The sequence below is a fragment of the Amycolatopsis sp. NPDC114504 genome, assembly GCF_055633595.1.
This window is the reverse complement of sequence record NZ_JBVKDU010000006.1, coordinates 207437-226278: the sequence shown is the minus strand read 5'-3', so window position 1 is coordinate 226278 and position 18842 is coordinate 207437. Positions and strand designations below refer to the sequence as shown.

Below are 18842 nucleotides of genomic sequence, written 5' to 3'. Positions count from 1 at the left end.
CAGCATCAGAGAGATACGAGGAGTACCCACACCCGTGGCCGTCAAGATCAAGCTGCAGCGCCTCGGCAAGATCCGTGCGCCGTACTACCGCATCATCGTCGCCGACGCGCGCACCCGCCGGGACGGCAAGGCCATCGAGACGATCGGCAAGTACCACCCGAAGGAAGAGCCGAGCCTCATCGAGGTCGTCTCCGAGCGCGCCCAGTACTGGCTGGGTGTCGGCGCGCAGCCGACCGAGCCGGTCCAGCGTCTGCTCGAGATCACCGGTGACTGGCAGAAGTTCAAGGGCCTGCCGGGCGCCGAGGGCACCCTGAAGGTGGCCGAGCCGAAGCCGTCCAAGCAGGACCTGTTCAACGCGGCACTGGCCGCGGCCGGCGAGGAGCCCTCCGCCGAGGCCACCACGCCGAAGAAGAAGTCCGCTCCCAAGAAGGCCGAGGCCGAGAAGGCCGAAGCCGCCGAGGGTGAGAAGGCCGAGTGAGCTTTCTGGCTGACTCCCTCGAGCACCTGGTGCGCGGGATCGTCGACAACCCGGACGAGGTCCGGGTCGAGCTGCTGACCACGCGTCGTGGCCGCACGCTCGAGGTGCACGTGCACCCCGACGACCTCGGCAAGGTGATCGGCCGGGGTGGTCGCACGGCGACCGCCCTGCGCACCGTCATGGGTGGCATCGGTGGTCGCGGCGTCCGCGTCGACGTCGTCGACACCGACCGTTGATCCCAGTTTCGGACCGGTCATGGACGTCGTAGTCGGTCGCATCGCCAAGGCGCACGGAATCCGCGGGGAGCTCGCGGTGGACGTGCGCACGGACTCGCCGGAAGAGCGGTTCCGCGTCGGTGCGGCCGTGACGACCAAGCTGCGTGACGGCAGCACAAGGGAACTCACCATCGCAGCCGCCCGCGAACACAGCGGGCGGCTGCTGGTGCGTTTCGAGGAGGTCCTGACCCGCGACGTCGCCGAGACGCTGCGGGGCGCCCTCCTGCTCGCCGACACCGCCACGCTGCCCCCGACCGACGACCCCGACGAGTTCTACGACCACGAGCTGGCCGGCCTCCGCGCCGAGCTGCTCGACGGCACGGTCGTCGGCAAGGTCGTCGAGATCGTCCACTCGGCGGCGGGCGAGCTGCTCGAGCTCGACGTCGACGGCCGCGAGGTGCTGGTGCCGTTCGTCCGCGCGATCGTCCCCACGGTCGACGTCGACGGCGGCCGGGTCGTGCTCGACCCCCCGGAAGGGCTCCTGGACGCCTGAGATGCGCATCGACGTCGTCACGATCTTCCCCGAGTACCTCGACCCGCTGCGCGCCGCGCTGCTGGGCCGGGCCATCGACCGCGGCCTGATCGAGGTCGGCGTGCACGACCTGCGCGACTGGACCCACGACGTGCACCGCGCGGTCGACGACGCGCCGTACGGCGGCGGGCCCGGCATGGTGATGAAACCGCAGATCTGGGGCCCGGCGCTGGACGACGTCTGCCGTCCGGAGACCCGGCTGGTCGTGCCGACCCCGGCCGGCCGGCCGTTCACCCAGGAGCTCGCGCACGCCTACGCTTCAGAAAAACATCTGGTCTTCGCGTGCGGCCGGTATGAGGGCATCGACCAGCGCGTCGTCGACGACGCCGCCAAGCGGATGCCGGTCGACGAGGTGTCGATCGGCGACTACGTCCTGGTCGGCGGCGAGGCGGCGGTGCTGGTCATGGTCGAGGCCGTCGTCCGGCTGCTGCCCGGTGTGCTGGGGAACTCGCGGTCCGCGGCCGAAGACTCGTTCTCCGACGGCCTGCTCGAAGGACCCAGCTACACGCGTCCCGAGGTGTGGCGGGAGCTGCCCGTGCCGGACGTGCTGCGGTCCGGGAACCACGCCCTGATCGACCGCTGGCGGCGCGACCAGGCCCTGGAACGCACCGCTACCCGCCGCCCGGATCTCCTGGCGAGGCTGCCGGAAGGTAGCCTCGACAAGCGCGATCGCGGGGTCCTGGAGGGCTTGGACCCTGAGCAGGCGTAGGCCGGTTACTTGACGCGGGACAGCGTCTGTAATACTTGACAGGTTGGCGTGAGTGGACCTCGTCGTCCACGAGCCCGCCAGCAGCCCCCTTGGGTCGCCCGCAGCTGCACCATTGCGCGCCCAGGGACGTGTACGCAAGCCATACGAAGACGAGGACGGACCACCGATGAACACCCTGGACGCGCTGGACAAGCAGTCACTGCGTTCCGACATCCCGGCCTTCCGCCCGGGCGACACGCTCAAGGTGCACGTCCGCGTCATCGAGGGCAACCGTGAGCGCAACCAGGTCTTCCAGGGCGTCGTGATCCGCCGTCAGGGCGGCGGCATCCGGGAGACCTTCACCGTTCGCAAGGTCTCCTTCGGCGTCGGCGTGGAGCGCACCTTCCCGGTGCACTCGCCGAACGTGGCCGAGGTCGAGGTCCACAAGCGCGGTGACGTGCGGCGCGCGAAGCTGTACTACCTGCGCGACCTGCGCGGCAAGAAGGCCAAGATCAAGGAGCGCCGCGAGAACCGCGAGACGGCCTCGGCTAACTGAGTCACAACCCGGTTACCGGTAGCCTGACGACGTGGCCGAACCCGTGTCCCAGAACGCTCCTGAGGATGACCCCGATCGCTCCGAGGAGGACCAGCCCAGGCGGTCCCGCTCCGAGGAGCGCGGGGGATCCCGACGGCGGCGAGCCAAGCCCGCCAAGAAACGGTCGTTCTGGAAGGAACTGCCGATCCTGCTCGTGATCGCCCTGGTGCTCACGATCCTGATCCAGACGTTCCTCGCGAAGGTCTTCATGATCCCCTCGGGATCCATGGAGGCCACCTTGCACGGGTGCCCTGGCTGCACCGGTGACCGGATCCTCGTCGATCGGGTCACCTACGACTTCACCGAGCCCTCTCCGGGCGACGTGATCGTGTTCAAGGGTCCGCCGGCGTGGGTCAACAACGAGATCGCGCCGCAGGAGTCGAGCAACATCATCGTCCAGGGCCTGCGCGGTCTCGGCTCGCTGGTCGGGTTCGCCCCACCGGACGAGCGCGACTTCGTCAAGCGCGTGATCGCGGTCGGCGGCCAGACCGTCCAGTGCTGCGACACGCAGGGCCGGGTCGTGGTGGACGGCAAGGGGCTCGACGAGCCGTACGTCCACTGGGAAGACCCGTCCAACCAGAACGAGCGCGCCTTCGAGCCGGTCAAGGTCCCCGCCGGGACGGTCTGGGTCATGGGCGACAACCGCAACAACTCCGACGACTCCCGGTTCCAGGGCGGCGGCGGCGTGAACGGCGCGGTCCCCGTGGACAACATCATCGGCAAGGCGCGGATCATCGTCCTGCCGCCGGGCCGGTGGGGTGGCATCACCGACTACAACGCGCAGGAAGCGGCCCAGCCGGCGGCGCTCGGCGCGCCGGGGTGGCAGAGCGGTCTTCCGCTCGGGGCCGGCATCGCGGCGGCCTGGCCGGCGCTCTTCGTCGGGCGCAAGCTCAAGTCCGGACTGCGCCGGGCGGCCGGGCGGAAACGCTAGCCACCCCGATCCGTGCCGGCAGACGGGTGATCCAGCCTTGACTCTTCCCGTTCCCCTCACCGCGGCCGAGCCGATCCGGCCGCCGCGGGCCGTGGTGCGCGGCGACCTCTTCTGGGGTCTGCAGGGCGCGCTCGACCGCCGTGGCCTCGGCCCGGTCGCCGGTGTGGACGAAGCCGGCGCCGGGGCGTGCGCGGGGCCGCTGGTGGTCGCGGCCTGCGTGCTCAAGCAGGGCGACGCGGCGAAGCTGACCGAGCTGACGGACTCCAAGCTGATGACGGCCAAGGCGCGCGACCGGGTCTACGACCTGGTCCTCGCCCGGGCCGTCGACTACTCCGTGATCGTCATCCCCACCGCCGAAGTCGACCTCTACGGCATCCGGGTGATGAACCTGGAGGGCATGCGACGCGCCGCGGCGGCGTTGCGCGTGTCCCCGGGCTACATCCTCACCGATGGTTTCCGGGTCCCGGGCCTCACGGCCCCGAACGCGGCGGTGATCAAGGGCGACCGTTCGGTGGCGTGCATCGCGGCCGCGTCGGTGCTGGCGAAGGTGACGCGCGACCGCATCATGGCGGGCTACCACGACGACTTCCCGCACTACGGTTTCGACGTGCACAAGGGTTACAGCACGTCCGACCACCTGGCGGCGCTGCGCGAACACGGGCCCAGCGACGTCCACCGCTGGTCGTACACGAACGTCGCGACGGTGGCCGTCAAGCACGGCGTGCGGCCCGCGCGACCGGTCCTGCTGACCTACGCGGCGCTGGAAAAGGCCGTCGAGACGGGGTCCGCCGCGGGCCTGGCCGCGGTCCTCGACGAAGCACTCGAGCCACAACTCAGCCTGCCGCTGCATGCCCCGGCCGCGGGTGTGGGTCACAATGAACGCTCCGCCGGCGGAGCAGCAGCACGATCCCGAGGAGGGGCGCGGATTTCATGAGCGCAGAGGATCTCGAGAAGTACGAGACCGAGATGGAGCTCTCGCTGTACCGCGAGTACCGCGACATAGTGGGTCAGTTCTCGTACGTGGTGGAGACCGAGCGGCGGTTCTACCTGGCGAACGCGGTCGACGTCCAGGTCCGCGACGGCGGCGGCGAGGTGTACTTCGAGGTCCGCATGTCCGACGCGTGGGTCTGGGACATGTACCGCCCGGCCCGCTTCGTCAAGCACGTCCGCGTCATCACGTTCAAGGACGTCAACGTCGAGGAGCTCGACAAGCCGGATCTCCGGCTGCCCGAAGACGGCCCGTTCTCGGGCTGAGCTGTCCTTCACCCGCGCCGGTTCGTCCTCGACGAGCCGGCGCGGTTTCGTTCTGCCCTGGCCGCCTTAGCACAGCGGTCCGACAGTTTCGCGCTGTTCGCCGCGTTCCGTGGACCGTTGTCCACATACCCCCGGTTGTCCACAGGCCGGCGTTTTCGGTCTGGTTTCGCCGCCTCGTGCGCTGGCATCGTCAAACGCACACGCACCGTGATCGCCGGGACCGCCCCGGTGACCGGCGCACCGACGAGGGGCGAACACGATGACGGGCACCGACCAGCTCGCAAGACACCGCCGCGACCTGGGCGCGTGGGGAGAGGATCTGGCCTCCCGGCACCTGCAGGACCGCGGCCTCGTCCTGCTGGGCCGCAACTGGCGCTGCCGCGAAGGCGAGATCGACCTCATCCTCACCGACCGCACGCGAGTGGTCTTCTGCGAGGTCAAGACCCGCACCGGCACCGAGTTCGGCCTGCCATCGGAGACCGTCACGGAGGAGAAGGCCGGCCGCGTGCGCCGGGCCGCGCAACGCTGGCTGCGCGAGTTCCGCATCGGCTGGTGCCAGGTCCGCTACGACGTGGTGACGATCCTCGCCGAGCCGGGCAAGCGCCCCCGCGTCCAGCACATCGAGGCGGCGTTCTGATGCCCATCGCCAAGGCTTGGTCGGCTGCTCTCCTGGGCATCGACGGCCGGGTCATCGAGATCGAAGCCGACCTGGGCGGCGGGTTGAGCCGGGTCACGCTCGTCGGACTCCCCGACGCGGGACTGCGCGAGGCGAAAGATCGGGTCCGTTCCGCGGTGCGCAACTCCGGTCAGCCTTGGCCCGACGGAAAGGTGACCCTGGGTCTGTCTCCCGCCAACTTGCCGAAGGTCGGCTCGGCGTACGACCTCGGGATCGCGGCGGCCGTGCTCGCGGCGACAGGCGCCGTGCCCGCGACCCGGCTGCTCGGCAGTGTGCTGCTCGGCGAACTCGCCTTGGACGGCCGGATCCGCGCGGTCCGCGGCATCCTGCCGGGCCTGCTCGCGGCGCGCACAGCCGGCTACGAGCGAGCCGTCGTGCCGATGGATTCCCTGAGTGAGGCGGCGCTCGTCGACGGAATCGACGTCGTGGGCGCGTGTCATCTGCGCGACCTGGTGGCTTGGCTCAAAGGCGAAGCCGACTTGGCACGTCCGGAACCACCGGGTCCGACGCTCCTGCCGCCGGCACCGGACCTGGCCGACGTCGTCGGCCAGCCGGAGGCGCGCTGGGCCCTCGAGGTCGCCGCGGCGGGTGGGCACCACCTGCTGCTGACCGGACCGCCCGGAGTGGGCAAGACGATGCTGGCGAAACGACTGCCCGGTCTGCTGCCGCGGCTGTCACCGGAGGAGTCGCTGGAGGTCACGGCGGTGCACTCGGTCGACGGCTCGCTGTCGAAGTCCTCGCCGCTGGTCGTGGTGCCGCCGTTCGTGGACCCGCACTATTCGATCTCCATCGCGGCGTTGATCGGCGGCGGCAGCGGAATCGCGTCACCCGGCGCGATCAGCCGCGCCCATCGCGGCGTGCTGTTCCTCGATGAGGTTTGCGAGTTCGGTGCGCAGTGCCTCGAGTCGCTGCGGACCGTGCTGGAAGAGGGCGAGGTGCGCATCGCCCGGGTCAAGGGTTCCATCACTTACCCGGCGCGGTTCCAGCTCGTGCTGGCGACCAACCCGTGTGCGTGCGCCCCGCCGAAGGAAGCCGACTGCGTCTGCTCACCGACTGCCCGCCGTCGCTACCTCGCCCGGCTCTCCGGACCGCTGCTGGACCGTGTCGACCTGCGAGTGCGGCTACGGCCGTTGAGCGCGATCAGCGCGCACGACACCGGAGCGGCGGAATCGTCGGAAGCCGTCCGCGGACGAGTGCTCGAGGCGCGCGAACGTGCGGCATTCCGATGGCGTGAGCACGGCTGGCTGTCCAACTCGGAGGTGCCCGGCTCGGCCCTCCGACGGCAGTTCGCCTTGGCCCACGACGCGACAGCCCTGCTCGACCGCGCGATGGAACGCGGAGCATTGAGCGGTCGCGGAGCCGACCGGTGTTTGAGGATCGCCTGGACATTGGCCGACCTGGACGGCGAGCCAAGTCCAGGCACAGACCAGGTCGGCTCGGCCCTGGCCTTCCGAGAGCGGGTGGCGGCATGACCCCCGACGAGCTGCGCCCCGGTCGGCAGAACGAGGCTCGCTCGCCTGCGGCCGGCGCGTTGAGCCCCGATGAGCCACGCCGTGCCGCGAGTGGCGGCGTGAGTCCCGTCGAGCTGCGCGAGACAGCCGCAGGCGGCGAGCTGCGCCCCGGCCAGCAGAACGAGGCTCACTCGCCTGCGGCCGGCGCGTTGAACCCCGATGAGCCACGCCGTGCCGCGAGTGGCGGCGTGAGTCCCGTCGAGCTGCGCGAGACAGCCGCAGGCGGCGAGCTGCGCCCCGGTCGGCAGAACGATGCTCACTCGCCTACGGCCGGCGCGTTGAACCCCGATGAGCCAGGCCGTGCCGCGGGTGGTGGTGCGAGTCCCGTCAAGCCTCGCCAGGCTTCTCCCGCCGCAGGCGGCGGTGCGGACCTCGGCGAGGTGCGCCAGGCGTTTTCTGCCGCATCCGGAGGCGTGAGTCCCGGCGAGGTGTGTCAGGAGCGTGCTGTCGCGGGCGGTGGGGTGAGTTCCGGCGAGGTGCGTCGAGCGTCCTCTGCCGCAAACGGCGGCGTGAACTCCGCCGAGTTGCGCCAGGACCTTCCTGCAGCAGGCGGCGACGTTGGCCCCGGCGAGTCGCATCACGAGATTCCTGCCGCAGGTGGCGGCACGAACTCCGATGGGGCGCGCCAGGCTCTCCCTGCGGCAGGTAGCGGCAAGCGCCCAGACGAGCTGCGCCGAGCCCGTGCCTACCTCCTCCGCGTGGCCGAACCCCCGGCCCCGGCGCTGGTCGCCTTCGTAGCCGAGGTCGGCCCGGTGGAAGCCGCTGCCCGGGTCCGTCGAGGTGACTGTCCGCCCGGAGTGCTCAAGGCGACCGAAGCGCGTCGCGAGTACGACCTCGTCGGCCAGGACTTCACGCGGGCTGCCGCAGCTGGTGCCCGGCTGGTCGTTCCCGAAAACGACGAGTGGCCGGCCTGGCCGCTGCTCGCCCTCGATCTCGCTGCCCGGCGCGGCGTGACCGAAGCCGTGTCTCCGCTCGCGCTCTGGGTCTCCGGTGACGTCGCGCTCGGTACCGCCGCCGATCGCGCTGTCGCTGTCGTCGGGGCGCGGGCGGCCACCGAGTACGGCGAACACCACGCCGCCGAGCTGGCGTACGGGCTGGCCACCCGAGGCGTCCCCGTTTTCTCGGGTGCGGCCTACGGCATCGACGGCGCCGCCCACCGCGGTGCGCTCGCCGCAGGAGGGGTCACCGTCGCGGTGCTGGGCTGCGCTGTCGACGGCGGCTATCCGGCGGGGCACGTCGGGCTGTTGAACCGGATCGTCCGCAACGGCGGCGCGGTCGTCAGCGAGTACCCGCCCGGCACTCCGCCGGCCCGGCACCGCTTCCTCGTCCGCAACCGGCTCATCGCCGCCCTCACCGAGGGCACCTTGGTCGTCGAGGCCGGGCGCCGCAGCGGTGCGCGCAACACCGCGAGCACCGCCGGTGCCCTCGGCAAGGTGGTGATGGCGCTGCCGGGACCCGTCTCGTCCGGGATGTCCGTCGGCTGCCACGAACTCATCCGCGACGCCCGGGCAACCCTCGTCTCGACCGTCGACGAGATCCTCGAGACCGTGGGCCGCTTCGGCATCGCCGAGGACCAGGCCGCGCGGCCGAAACGGCCCACCGACCGGCTGGGACCCGAGGCGTTGCGGGCGTACGAGGCCTTGGCCGCGCGCGCCGACCGTTCGGACGCCGAAATCGCGGCCGAATCCGGGCTCCCGCTGCGGAAAGTGCGAGCCCTGCTGCCCGCGCTGGAGGTCGACGGATTCGCCGTCCGCGGGGAAGGGGGGTGGCGACGACGGAGGGAAAGCGCGTGAACGCCACGAATTCCCGGCGAAATCGTCGAAAGTGTTCGGCCGGTCCGGTGGGCCCGCGTGGCGATCCTTGACCGAGGGCGGTTGTTCGCGCAGCGTGACATCCATGCCGTCGCCATCACGCTCCGGCCGGGGCCGCCGGCCGGACCTGCGCGCGCTCCGGGCCGCGCTGCCCGGACCGGTCCAGGCCGTCGTCACCGGCTACGAACGGCACCTCGGGCTGGAACGGGGCCTGTCCGCGCACACCGTCCGGGCGTACGTCGGCGATGCGGTGTCGCTGCTGGTGTTCGTCGTGGACGGCGGTGGCGGGCTCGCGGAGCTGGACCTCGCCCGGCTGCGGGCGTGGCTCGCCGCCCAGCAGTCCGGCGGGGCGAGCCGGACGACGCTCGCCCGGCGGGCGGCCTCGGCACGGACGTTCACGGCCTGGGCTCACCGCACCGGCGTCCTCGCGACCGACCCGGGCGGGCGGCTCGCCGCCCCGCGGGCGCACCGCACCCTGCCCGGGGTGCTGCGCGCCGGGCAGGCGGGGGAGGTCATGCGGGCGTCGGCGGCCGGCGCAGCCCAGCGCGATCCTGTCGCACTGCGTGATCGCGCGATCGTCGAGCTGCTCTACGCCACCGGCATCCGCGTGTCCGAGTTGTGCGGGTTGGACGTCGGCGAAGCCGATTTCTCCCGTCGTGTCGTGACGGTGCTCGGCAAGGGTGGCAAGGAACGCGTCGTGCCGTTCGGCGTCCCGGCGGCGGAAGCGCTCGACGACTGGATCACCGGGGGGCGGCCGAAGATCGTCGCGGAAACCGCCGGTGACGGCGTCGAGCCCGCGCTTTTCCTCGGTGTCCGGGGGAAACGCGTCGACCCGCGCGCGGTGCGGCGCGTGGTGCACGACGCCGTCACGGCAGTGCCCGGAGCGACCGACATGGGGCCCCATGGCCTGCGACATTCGGCGGCGACGCATCTGCTGGAGGGCGGTGCCGATCTCAGGAGCGTTCAGGAACTGCTTGGTCACGCTACGCTTGCCACGACGCAGCTCTACACTCATGTGACCGTCGACCGGTTGAAAGCGATCCATGACCGAGCGCACCCCAGGGCCTGAGGCGGCCCGGGGAGTCTCGCCGGGGTCGTCAGCAGCGGGCCCGGCGGCGCACGCGCATACGCACGAGCACGGAGACGACACTGAGCCGCATGCCGAGAACGACTGTGCAATGACCGCAGGACCGCACGTGACCGAAGCCGCCGGAGTGACCACTCACGGTGACTCCGGCGTGCCCGCGGAGTCACGGGCCGGCTACGACGTCGACGCCGGGATTGCGGCGCTGTGGCGGCAGTTCGCCGACAGCCCCGACCAGGCGTCGCGCGATCGGCTCGTGCTGCACTACGCCCCGCTGGTCAAGTACGTCGCGGGCCGGGTCGGCACCGGCCTGCCCACCCACGTCGACGTCGGTGACCTCGTGCAGTCCGGCATCTTCGGGCTCGTCGACGCGATCGAGAAGTTCGACCCCGAGCGCGGCCTGCGCTTCGAGACGTACGCGATGCAGCGCATCCGCGGCGCGATCCTCGACGACCTCCGTTCGCAGGACTGGGTGCCGCGCGCCGTCCGCAGCAAGGCCAAGGAGGCCGAGCGCGCGATGGAGCGGCTCGGCGCCCGCCTGAACCGCACCCCGACCGACGCGGAGCTCGCCGCCGAGCTCGGCATCGGCCTCGACGACCTGCGTGACTTCTACGGTCAGCTGCAGCTCACCAGCGTCGTCGCGCTGGAGGACCTGGTGGCCGCGGGCAAGGACAGCGGCTCGCTGGTCGACACGATTCCCGACGACGACGCGGTCGACCCGGTCGCGGTGCTCGTCGACCAGGACAACCGCCGCCAGCTCGCCCAGGCCATCGGGCAGCTCAACGAGCGCGACAAGATCGTGGTCAGCCTCTACTACTTCGAGAGCCTGACCCTCGCCGAGATCGGCAAGGTCCTCGGCGTGACCGAGTCGCGGGTGAGCCAGCTGCACACGCGGGCGGTCATGCGGCTGCGCGCCAAGCTGGTCGAGCAGACCGGCTCCTGATCACGGACCCCCTCCCCACGGCTTGAGCCGGAACTCGCCCACCTCTCCGATCAGGGCGAGCGGATCGACGTACTCGTCACCCCGCCGGACGCCCCAGTGCAGGCAGGCGGCGATCGCGCAGCCGGGGTGCCCGGCGAGGACGGACCCGAGCACCTGCCCCCGGTAGACCTGGTCCCCGACGGCGACCTTCGGCTCGACGGGCTCGTAGGTGGTCCGCAGACCGCCATCGTGGTCGACGGAGATCACGGGCCGCCCGGCGACGAGCCCGGCGAAGACGACGACACCGGCGTCGGCGGCCAGCACCTCCTGACCGGGCACGGCGGCCAGGTCGACACCGCGATGGCCGGCGCCGTAGGGCGTTTCCGGGGCGTCGAAGTACTTGGTGACCACCGGAACGGGTGACAACGGCCAGGACAATCGTGCCTGCTTCACCCGGTCGACTGACGCCGCTGGCCCGGCCCCGTCCTGCTCCGCCGGTCCCGGAGGCGGCGGCGATGGCTGCAGCGGAGATGGCAGCAGCGGCGGAGGTGGCAGCGATGCCTGTGGGTGCGCAAGGTCGGCCGCCCGGGCAGCAGGTATCCCCAGCCGCGGCGACGCCGCCATCGCCGGTCGGGCACCGGCCGCCGTGCCCGATCCGGTCGTCAGCGCAGCCGCCTCCCGTGCCGAAGCCAGCGTGCCGAACGTCGCTGCTAAAGCCACCGTGACCAGGGCGAACGCAGCCCAAAGGCCACCCGTCACCCGCCGTCGGAAATCCTTGATCGACTCCATGACTCCAGCCTGCGGCACCGAACTCCCGCGCGGGGAGCCGAAGGCGAATCTGTGGATAACCGGACCCGATGTGGACAACTGCGCTCGTCCGCGGCCGCCGGTGGGGGAGGGGCTGGTGGCAGGGGGTAGAATCTTTTCCGCGGTCCACGTGAGTGGGCTGACTTCGCGTGCACGTGCGCGTTCCCCCGGCTTTTTCGCACCACCAGCCGGGCGAGACGCACGGTGTCCGGCGGTCCCCGGGGTTCCTCACTCCTGGGTCCGGACACCGCCACGGGCACCAGGGCGAGCGGCCACCCGGCCGCGAGCGACAAAACCGAGTAGCGCGTGAGCGGCGAACCACCGCGAGCGCGCACGACACAGAAGAGGTTGATTCCGGCAATGGCCGTCGTCACCATGAAGCAGCTGCTCGACAGCGGCGTGCACTTCGGGCACCAGACCCGTCGGTGGAACCCGAAGATGAAGCGCTACATCTTCACCGAGCGCAATGGCATCTACATCATCGACCTGCAGCAGACGCTGACCTACATCGACCGCGCGTTCGAGTTCATCAAGGAAACCGTCGCGCACGGTGGCACGATCATGTTCGTCGGCACCAAGAAGCAGGCTCAGGAAGCCATCGCGGCCGAAGCCTCGCGCGTGGGCATGCCCTACGTGAACCAGCGCTGGCTCGGCGGCATGCTGACCAACTTCCAGACGGTGCACAAGCGTCTCCTCCGCCTGAAGGAGCTCGAGTCGCGTGAGCAGACCGGCGGCTTCGAGGGTCTCACCAAGCGCGAGATCCTGACGCTGACCCGCGAGAAGGACAAGCTCGAGAAGACCCTCGGCGGTATCCGCGACATGGCCAAGGTGCCGAGCATCGTGTGGATCGTCGACACCAAGAAGGAGCACATCGCCGTCGGCGAGGCTCGCAAGCTGAACATCCCGGTCGTCGCGATCCTGGACACCAACTGCGACCCGGACGAGGTCGACTACCCGATCCCGGGCAACGACGACGCCATCCGGTCGGCCGCGCTGCTGACCAAGGTCGTCGCCGAGGCCGCGGCCGCCGGTCTGATGCAGCGCTCCAGCCGCAACGGCGCTTCGGCCGACACCAAGCCGGAGCCGGGTGTCGCCACCGACGAGCCGCTGGCCGAGTGGGAGAAGGAGCTGCTCGCCGGCTCCGAGACCGCCGCCGCCGACGCGACCGAGGCCGCCGCGGCCGTCGACGCCCCGGTCGAGACGCCGGCCGAGGCCCCCGCCGAGCAGGCGACCGCCTCCTCCTGATGTACCGCCGTCCGTGCGGCCGGCCTCGCGCCGGCCGCACGGACGTAGCACCCCCACGGATTTCACGTACCTGAAAAGGACGGATTTAGCAGAATGGCGAACTACACCGCCGCTGACGTTAAGCGCCTGCGCGAGCTGACCGGCTCCGGGTTCATGGACTGCAAGAAGGCGCTGGAAGAGAACGAAGGCGACTTCGACAAGGCCGTCGAGTTCCTGCGGATCAAGGGCGCCAAGGACGTCGGCAAGCGCGCCGAGCGCGCCACCGCCGAGGGCCTCGTCGCCGGCGACGGCGGCGTCCTGATCGAGCTCGACTCCGAGACCGACTTCGTCGCGAAGAACGCCGAGTTCCAGGCGCTCGCCGCGAAGGTCGTCGAGGTCGCGAAGACCCTCAAGACCAGCGACGTCGAGGCCCTCAAGGGCGCCGAGCTGGACGGCAAGACGGTCAACGAGGTCGTGCAGGAGCTGTCCGCCCGCATCGGCGAGAAGCTCGAGCTGCGCCGCGTCGTGTCGTTCGAGGGCCAGACCACGAACTACCTGCACCGCCGCGGCTCGGACCTGCCGCCGGCCGTCGGCGTGCTCATCGAGTTCACCGGTGACGACACCGAGGCCGCCCGCGCCGCCGCCATGCAGGTCGCCGCGCTGCGCGCGAAGTACCTGACCCGCGACGAGGTGCCCGCCGAGATCGTCGAGAACGAGCGCTCCATCGCGGAGAAGACCGCTCGTGAAGAGGGCAAGCCGGAGCAGGCCCTCACGAAGATCATCGAGGGCAAGGTCAACGCGTACTACAAGGACAACGTGCTGCTCGAGCAGCCGTCGGTCAAGGACAACAAGAAGACCGTCAAGGCCCTGCTCGACGCGGCGGGCGTGACGATCACGAAGTTCGCACGCTTCGAGGTCGGCCAGGCCTGAGGCCAGGTCCGGGTATAGGTTTCACCCCCAGTGCCCCGTCTCCGTCCATCGGGGACGGGGCACTGTCGGGTCCAGAAGAAGAATTGTCGATGGTCGATCGGCCTAGGAGGCGACATAGATGGGTGACCGGGTCGAAGGTGGCTACCGGCGGGTGCTGCTGAAGCTGGGCGGCGAAATGTTCGGCGGCGGTTCGATCGGTGTCGATCCGGATGTCGTCCACTCCGTCGCGCAGCAGATCGCCGACGTCGCCCGCACCGGCGTCCAGGTCGCGGTCGTGATCGGCGGCGGCAACTACTTCCGCGGCGCCGAGCTCTCGCAGCGTGGCATGGACCGCGACCGCGCCGACTACATGGCGATGCTCGGCACCGTGATGAACTGCTTGGCGCTGCAGGACTTCCTCGAGAAGGAGGGTCTGCCCACCCGCGTGCAGACCGCCATCACGATGGGCCAGGTCGCCGAGCCCTACATCCCGCGCCGCGCCGAGCGGCACCTGGAGAAGGGGCGCGTCGTGATCTTCGGCGCCGGGGTCGGCATGCCGTACTTCTCCACCGACACCGCGGCGGCGCAGCGGGCGCTCGAGCTGGGTTGCGAAGCCGTGCTGATGGCCAAGGCCGTCGACGGCGTCTACACCGCGGACCCGAAGGCCGACCCGACCGCCGAGATGTTCCGCGAGATCACCCACCGCGAGGTGCTGGAGCGGGACCTCAAGGTCGCCGACGCGACGGCGTTCAGCCTCTGCATGGACAACAACATGCCGATCATCGTGTTCAACCTGCTCACCGAGGGGAACATCGCCCGCGCGGTCAGTGGTGAAAGAATCGGCACGTTGGTCAGCACCCCCGCCGACGGGGTGCCGGCCTAGACCTGCTGGGATCAGCAAGCGCCACCCATCACAACAACGGGAGTAGCCGTGATCGACGAGACCCTCCTCGACGCCGAGGAGAAGATGGAAAAAGCGGTGTCCGTCGCGAAGGATGACCTGACGTCGGTGCGCACCGGCCGGGCCACCCCGTCGATGTTCTCGCGCATCGTGGTCGAGTACTACGGCGCGCCGACCCCGCTGAACCAGCTGGCCAGCGTCAACGTGCCCGAGGCGCGGATGGCGCTGATCAAGCCCTACGACCAGACGCAGCTGGTCGCCATCGAGAAGGCGATCCGCGAGTCCGACCTCGGGGTCAACCCGAGCAACGACGGAAACGTGATCCGGATCGTCATCCCGCAGCTCACCGAGGAGCGGCGCAAGGAGATGGTGAAGGTCGCCAAGAGCAAGGGCGAGGACGCTCGGGTGACCATCCGCAGCATCCGCCGCAAGGCCAAGGAAGAGCTCGACCGCATCGGCAAGGACGGCGAAGCGGGCGAGGACGAGGTCGTGCGCGCGGAGAAGGAACTGCAGAACCTCACCGACACCTACTCGCACAAGGTCGACGAGCTGGTCAAGCACAAGGAAGCCGAGCTGCTCGAGGTCTGATGGCACAGGTGAGCGAGGAACGCGAGGACCGGGTGGGAGCCACCGGAGAAGAACCGGCGGCCGCTCCCGGGACGCCGGGGCCGGCCGACGCCGGCATCCCGGCCGCGCCGGGGACCCCGCAGAACGGGGTTGCCGCGGAGACGACGCCGACCTCGGGATCCGGCACGCCGGCGGCGCGGGCGACTTCGGGATCGGGCATCGCGGCGGAGACGCCGGGCGCGCCGGTGACCTCGGGATCCGGCTCGGGATCGGGCATCGCGGCGGAGACGCCGGGTGTGCCGGTGACCTCGGGATCCGGCTCGGGATCGGGCATCGCGGCGGAGACGCCGGGTGTGCCGGTGACCTCGGGATCCGGCTCGGTATCCGGCATCGCGGCGGAGACGCCGGGCGCGCCGGAGTCTCCCGGCTTCGGCGACTCCGAGGTCCCGGGTACCGGCGAAGCGGATCGCTTGTCGGCCGCCGGAGCCGCCGCGGCGGCCGAAGCACCGGCTGAGGCGGCGACTCCGGCACCTGGGGCCAAGAAGGGCTCCAAGGCAGGCCGGAACCTGCCCGCGGCCATCGGCGTGGGGCTCCTGCTCGGGGCCGCGATCATCGTCTCCCTGCTCACCGTGCGCTTCCTCTTCATCGGGATCATCGCCGTCGCGATCGCGGTCGGCACCTTCGAGTTCGCCGGGGTGCTGCGCCGGGTCGCCGACACCCGGGTCGCGATGATCCCGGTGCTCGTCGGCGGGCAGGCGATGATCTGGCTGGCCTGGCCGTTCGGCCGGGAAGGCGCGCTCACCGCGTTCGTCCTCACCGTGCTCGCCTGCCTTCTCTGGCGGCTGCCCGGCGGTGCCAAGGGCTACCTGCGCGACATCAGCGCGTCGGTGTTCGCCGCCGCCTACCTGCCGCTCTTCGGTGCCTTCGCGGCGATGCTCGTGCCGCCGTCGGACGGTGTCGGGCGCGTTCTCACCTTCCTGATCGGCGTCGTCGCTTCGGACACCGGTGGCTACATCGCCGGTGTGCTCGGCGGCAAGCACCCGATGGCGCCCACCATCAGCCCGAAGAAGACCTGGGAAGGCTTCGCGGGTTCGGTCGTCGGTGGCGTCGTGGCCGGGGCGCTGACCCTCAGCCTGCTGCTGGACGGCCACGTCTGGCAGGGCGTGATCTTCGGCGTCGCGATCGTGCTGACCGCGACGCTGGGCGACCTCGTCGAGTCGCTGATCAAGCGCGACCTCGGCGTCAAGGACATGGGCACGCTGCTGCCCGGCCACGGCGGGATCATGGACCGCCTCGACTCGCTGCTGCCCTCGGCCGTGGTGTCCTGGCTGCTGCTTTCGGCGTTCGTGCCCCTCGGCTGAGCTGCGGTGGGAGCTTCCGCCTACCAGTCGTAGGCGATGGTTCGTGGACGGCCGAAGCTTCGGTGGGTTTGACTCGGGACATGCTCACCGAAACCCGCGCCCGGCTCGCGCTCGCCGCCGTCTGCCTGGGCTTCGTGATGATCACGCTCGACGCGACCATCGTGAACCTCGCCCTGCCCGCGATCGGCGCCGACTTCGGCGAACCGTCGACGGCCGCGCTGCAGTGGGTCGTCGACGCCTACACCGTCACGCTCGCCGCGTTCCTGCTCACCTGGGGCGCCGCCGGCGACCGGTGGGGCTCGCGACGCGTCTTCGAGGTGGGCGTCGCCGTCTTCGTCCTCGCGTCCGTGGCCTGTGCTCTCGCCGGTGACACGACCTGGCTGATCGCCGCGCGGGCTGTCCAAGGCGCCGGTGCCGCCGCGCTGCTGCCGTCGTCCCTCGCGCTGATCGTCCACCAGTTCCCGGACGCGCGGGAGCGGGCGCGCGCCCTCGGTGTGTGGGGTGGCATGAGCGGGGTCGGGCTCGCCGCCGGGCCGATGCTCGGCGGGCTCGCGGTCGGGCTCGCCGACTGGCGGCTCGTCTTCGCGGTCAACGTCCCGGTCGGCGTCGTCGCGATCGTCCTGACGCGGCGCGCGGTCGCGGAACCGCCCCGGCACGAGACGACCCGCCTCGACCTGGCCGGCCAGCTGACCGGCACGGCGTCGCTCGCGGGGCTCGTCGCCGGGTTCATCGCGTCCGGGCACGCCGGCTGGCTCGCGCCCGGGACCCTCGCGCTGCTCGCCGGGGGAGTGGTGGCCGGCGCGGTGTTCGTGGCGGTCGAAAAGCGCGTCGCGGAACCCGTGCTCCCGCTCGGGATCCTGAAGATCCGGAACTTCGCGGTGGCGACCGGGATCGGCGGCCTGTTCAACTTCTGCCTCTACGGCACGCTCTTCTGCCTCGCGCTGTACCTGCAGCGCGTGTGGTCGCTCGGCGCGCTCGCCGCCGGGCTCGCCCTGGTACCGCTGACGGTGGTGGTCGGGCTCAACGCGTTCGTCAGCGGCCGGCTGACCGGGCGGTCCGGCCCGCGCGTCCCGATGGTCGCGGGCGCGGTGGCGGGTCTCGCCGGTTCGGTGGGCTTCGCACTGCTGCCCCACGACCGGGCGCTGGTGCCGTTCGTCGTCGTCTCGGTCGTGTTCGGGTGCTGCTCGCTGGCCATGCCCGCGATGACGTCGCTGGCGATGAACTCCTTGCCGGGCAAGGCGGGGCTGGCCGCCGGCGTGCTCAACGCGTCGCGCCAGACCGGGGGAGCGATCGGGGTCGCGCTCGTCGGCGCGCTGCTGCCCGCCACCGGGATGTGGCTGGTGGCGGGCGGGTACGCGCTCGTCGCGGGACTCGCGCTGGCCGAACGTCAGTCGTCGTAGGGGTCGTCGACCTCGGCGCGGCCCCAGTCCTCGGAGACGCGCGAGTGGTCGATCACCGCGAAGACGGCGCCTTCCGGGTCGGCGAGGATCGACATCCGGCCGAACGGCGTGTCGTAGGGCTGGATCACGACGGTGCCGCCGTTCATCAGCGCTTCGCCGGCGACGGCGTCGACGCCGCGCGCCGGGTCGATGTCGAAGTAGACGAGCCAGTGCGGCGGGGTGTCGAGGCTGTACTCCGAGCCCATCACGTACCGGTACAGCACGGGTTCGTGCTCGATGAGCCATTCGACGTAGTCCAGCGACTCGCCGTCGCCGATCTGGTGGCTCCCGTAGGTGAAGAGCTTGGTGTAGAAGTGATCCGCCGCGACGCCGTCGTGGGTGTTGAGGTCCGCGCCGCTGAAAGTGTTGGGGATCCCGGTGACGAACTCCCAGTCCGGCGGCACCTCCCAGAACACCACCGGCGCGCCGCACGCGTCGTAGGCGTGCAGGATCGTGCCGCGCTGCGGGATCGGCATCGGGCCGAGCGTCAGCCGCCCGCCGAGGTGCTCGACCCATTCGGCCGCGCTCGCGGTGTGCGGCACGGACAGGTGCGGCATCCAGCCCAGCGGCGCGCCCTGGGCGGCGCGGTAGAGGCCGCCGACCGGGACGGTGTTGAGCGTCGCCATGGCGTACCGGCCGTCGGACGTCGCCGGGTCGCGCTGAGTGGTGTACGTCCAGCCGAAGAGAGCACCGTAGAATCTCTCCGCCACGGCCTGCTCGCGGCAGGCCAGCTCGATCCAGCACGGAAGTCCGGCCGGGACCGGGGACGACGTGATGGACGGGTCGATCGCCATGGGTGCTCCTCCCGAGACCCACCGAATTCTAGGCGTGATCCGTGTGGTTTCCGCCAAGAATTCGGCGCGTGAAGATCACTGGC

21 protein-coding genes are annotated in these 18842 nt (G+C 70.9%); 19 read left to right on the top strand and 2 right to left on the bottom strand.

Annotated features, from left to right (window positions below; all coding sequences use genetic code 11):
• The first annotated feature begins 34 nt into the window (after positions 1 to 34).
• The 13 genes from rpsP (at position 35) to ACZ7PG_RS42765 (ending at position 10778) form a co-directional block, all read left to right on the top strand.
• Positions 35 to 478: a 30S ribosomal protein S16 gene (gene rpsP, locus ACZ7PG_RS42825; RefSeq protein ID WP_086855878.1), complete on the top strand. Its 444-nt coding sequence runs from the start codon at positions 35 to 37 to the stop codon at positions 476 to 478.
• The gene (locus ACZ7PG_RS42820; RefSeq protein WP_003103110.1) at positions 475 to 714 is read left to right on the top strand and encodes an RNA-binding protein; all 240 of its coding nucleotides are present in this window, start codon (positions 475 to 477) and stop codon (positions 712 to 714) included. The genes rpsP and ACZ7PG_RS42820 overlap by 4 nt, the downstream gene beginning before the upstream one ends.
• Positions 715 to 733: 19 nt before the next feature.
• Positions 734 to 1246, top strand: a complete 513-nt coding sequence (gene rimM, locus ACZ7PG_RS42815) for a ribosome maturation factor RimM (protein ID WP_470244937.1) — start codon at positions 734 to 736, stop codon at positions 1244 to 1246.
• Between the two features lies 1 nt (position 1247).
• Entirely contained in the window at positions 1248 to 1994 is a 747-nt protein-coding gene (trmD, locus tag ACZ7PG_RS42810) for a tRNA (guanosine(37)-N1)-methyltransferase TrmD (RefSeq protein WP_470244936.1), read from the top strand.
• 166 nt (positions 1995 to 2160) lie between these two features.
• Positions 2161 to 2529, top strand: coding sequence for a 50S ribosomal protein L19 (gene rplS / locus ACZ7PG_RS42805; protein WP_155545319.1), 369 nt, complete (start codon positions 2161 to 2163; stop codon positions 2527 to 2529).
• Between the two features lie 31 nt (positions 2530 to 2560).
• Complete coding sequence (gene lepB, locus ACZ7PG_RS42800; RefSeq protein ID WP_470244935.1) at positions 2561 to 3499, top strand: signal peptidase I; 939 nt, start codon at positions 2561 to 2563, stop codon at positions 3497 to 3499.
• 91 nt (positions 3500 to 3590) lie between these two features.
• The gene (locus ACZ7PG_RS42795) at positions 3591 to 4433 is read left to right on the top strand and encodes a ribonuclease HII (protein WP_470245684.1); all 843 of its coding nucleotides are present in this window, start codon (positions 3591 to 3593) and stop codon (positions 4431 to 4433) included.
• Positions 4430 to 4753, top strand: a complete 324-nt coding sequence (locus ACZ7PG_RS42790) for a DUF2469 domain-containing protein (protein WP_003096226.1) — start codon at positions 4430 to 4432, stop codon at positions 4751 to 4753. The genes ACZ7PG_RS42795 and ACZ7PG_RS42790 overlap by 4 nt, the downstream gene beginning before the upstream one ends.
• Positions 4754 to 5012: 259 nt before the next feature.
• A complete protein-coding gene (locus tag ACZ7PG_RS42785) occupies positions 5013 to 5390 on the top strand; it encodes a YraN family protein (protein WP_470244934.1) in 378 nt (125 codons plus the stop codon).
• The gene (locus ACZ7PG_RS42780) at positions 5390 to 6901 is read left to right on the top strand and encodes a YifB family Mg chelatase-like AAA ATPase (protein ID WP_470244933.1); all 1512 of its coding nucleotides are present in this window, start codon (positions 5390 to 5392) and stop codon (positions 6899 to 6901) included. Before ACZ7PG_RS42785 ends, ACZ7PG_RS42780 begins: the two co-directional genes overlap by 1 nt.
• Positions 6902 to 7638: 737 nt before the next feature.
• Entirely contained in the window at positions 7639 to 8733 is a 1095-nt protein-coding gene (gene dprA / locus ACZ7PG_RS42775; RefSeq protein WP_470244932.1) for a DNA-processing protein DprA, read from the top strand.
• Positions 8734 to 8836: 103 nt separating this feature from the next.
• Positions 8837 to 9820: a tyrosine recombinase XerC gene (locus ACZ7PG_RS42770; RefSeq protein ID WP_470244931.1), complete on the top strand. Its 984-nt coding sequence runs from the start codon at positions 8837 to 8839 to the stop codon at positions 9818 to 9820.
• A 109-nt stretch (positions 9821 to 9929) separates the two neighbouring features.
• Positions 9930 to 10778, top strand: a complete 849-nt coding sequence (locus ACZ7PG_RS42765) for a FliA/WhiG family RNA polymerase sigma factor (RefSeq protein WP_470244930.1) — start codon at positions 9930 to 9932, stop codon at positions 10776 to 10778.
• On the opposite strand, the gene ACZ7PG_RS42760 is transcribed toward ACZ7PG_RS42765, so the two are convergent.
• Positions 10779 to 11312 carry a M23 family metallopeptidase gene (locus ACZ7PG_RS42760; protein WP_470245683.1) on the bottom strand — a complete coding sequence of 178 codons (534 nt, stop codon included), beginning with the start codon at positions 11310 to 11312 and terminating at the stop codon, positions 10779 to 10781.
• A gap of 612 nt (positions 11313 to 11924) precedes the next feature.
• Between ACZ7PG_RS42760 and rpsB the strand changes: the two genes are divergently transcribed.
• The 6 genes from rpsB (at position 11925) to ACZ7PG_RS42730 (ending at position 17926) form a co-directional block, all read left to right on the top strand.
• Positions 11925 to 12809: a 30S ribosomal protein S2 gene (rpsB, locus tag ACZ7PG_RS42755; protein ID WP_470244929.1), complete on the top strand. Its 885-nt coding sequence runs from the start codon at positions 11925 to 11927 to the stop codon at positions 12807 to 12809.
• A gap of 93 nt (positions 12810 to 12902) precedes the next feature.
• Positions 12903 to 13718 carry a translation elongation factor Ts gene (gene tsf, locus ACZ7PG_RS42750; RefSeq protein WP_470244928.1) on the top strand — a complete coding sequence of 272 codons (816 nt, stop codon included), beginning with the start codon at positions 12903 to 12905 and terminating at the stop codon, positions 13716 to 13718.
• 118 nt (positions 13719 to 13836) lie between these two features.
• Positions 13837 to 14580 carry a UMP kinase gene (gene pyrH, locus ACZ7PG_RS42745; RefSeq protein ID WP_003065595.1) on the top strand — a complete coding sequence of 248 codons (744 nt, stop codon included), beginning with the start codon at positions 13837 to 13839 and terminating at the stop codon, positions 14578 to 14580.
• 48 nt (positions 14581 to 14628) lie between these two features.
• Complete coding sequence (gene frr / locus ACZ7PG_RS42740) at positions 14629 to 15186, top strand: ribosome recycling factor (protein ID WP_020644474.1); 558 nt, start codon at positions 14629 to 14631, stop codon at positions 15184 to 15186.
• A 449-nt stretch (positions 15187 to 15635) separates the two neighbouring features.
• Positions 15636 to 16526 carry a phosphatidate cytidylyltransferase gene (locus ACZ7PG_RS42735; protein WP_470245682.1) on the top strand — a complete coding sequence of 297 codons (891 nt, stop codon included), beginning with the start codon at positions 15636 to 15638 and terminating at the stop codon, positions 16524 to 16526.
• Between the two features lie 80 nt (positions 16527 to 16606).
• The gene (locus ACZ7PG_RS42730) at positions 16607 to 17926 is read left to right on the top strand and encodes an MFS transporter (protein WP_470244927.1); all 1320 of its coding nucleotides are present in this window, start codon (positions 16607 to 16609) and stop codon (positions 17924 to 17926) included.
• Here ACZ7PG_RS42730 and ACZ7PG_RS42725 read toward each other — a convergent pair.
• Positions 17914 to 18759: a VOC family protein gene (locus tag ACZ7PG_RS42725; RefSeq protein WP_470244926.1), complete on the bottom strand. Its 846-nt coding sequence runs from the start codon at positions 18757 to 18759 to the stop codon at positions 17914 to 17916. The two genes, ACZ7PG_RS42730 and ACZ7PG_RS42725, sit on opposite strands and share 13 nt — an antisense overlap.
• Positions 18760 to 18842: the final 83 nt, after the last annotated feature.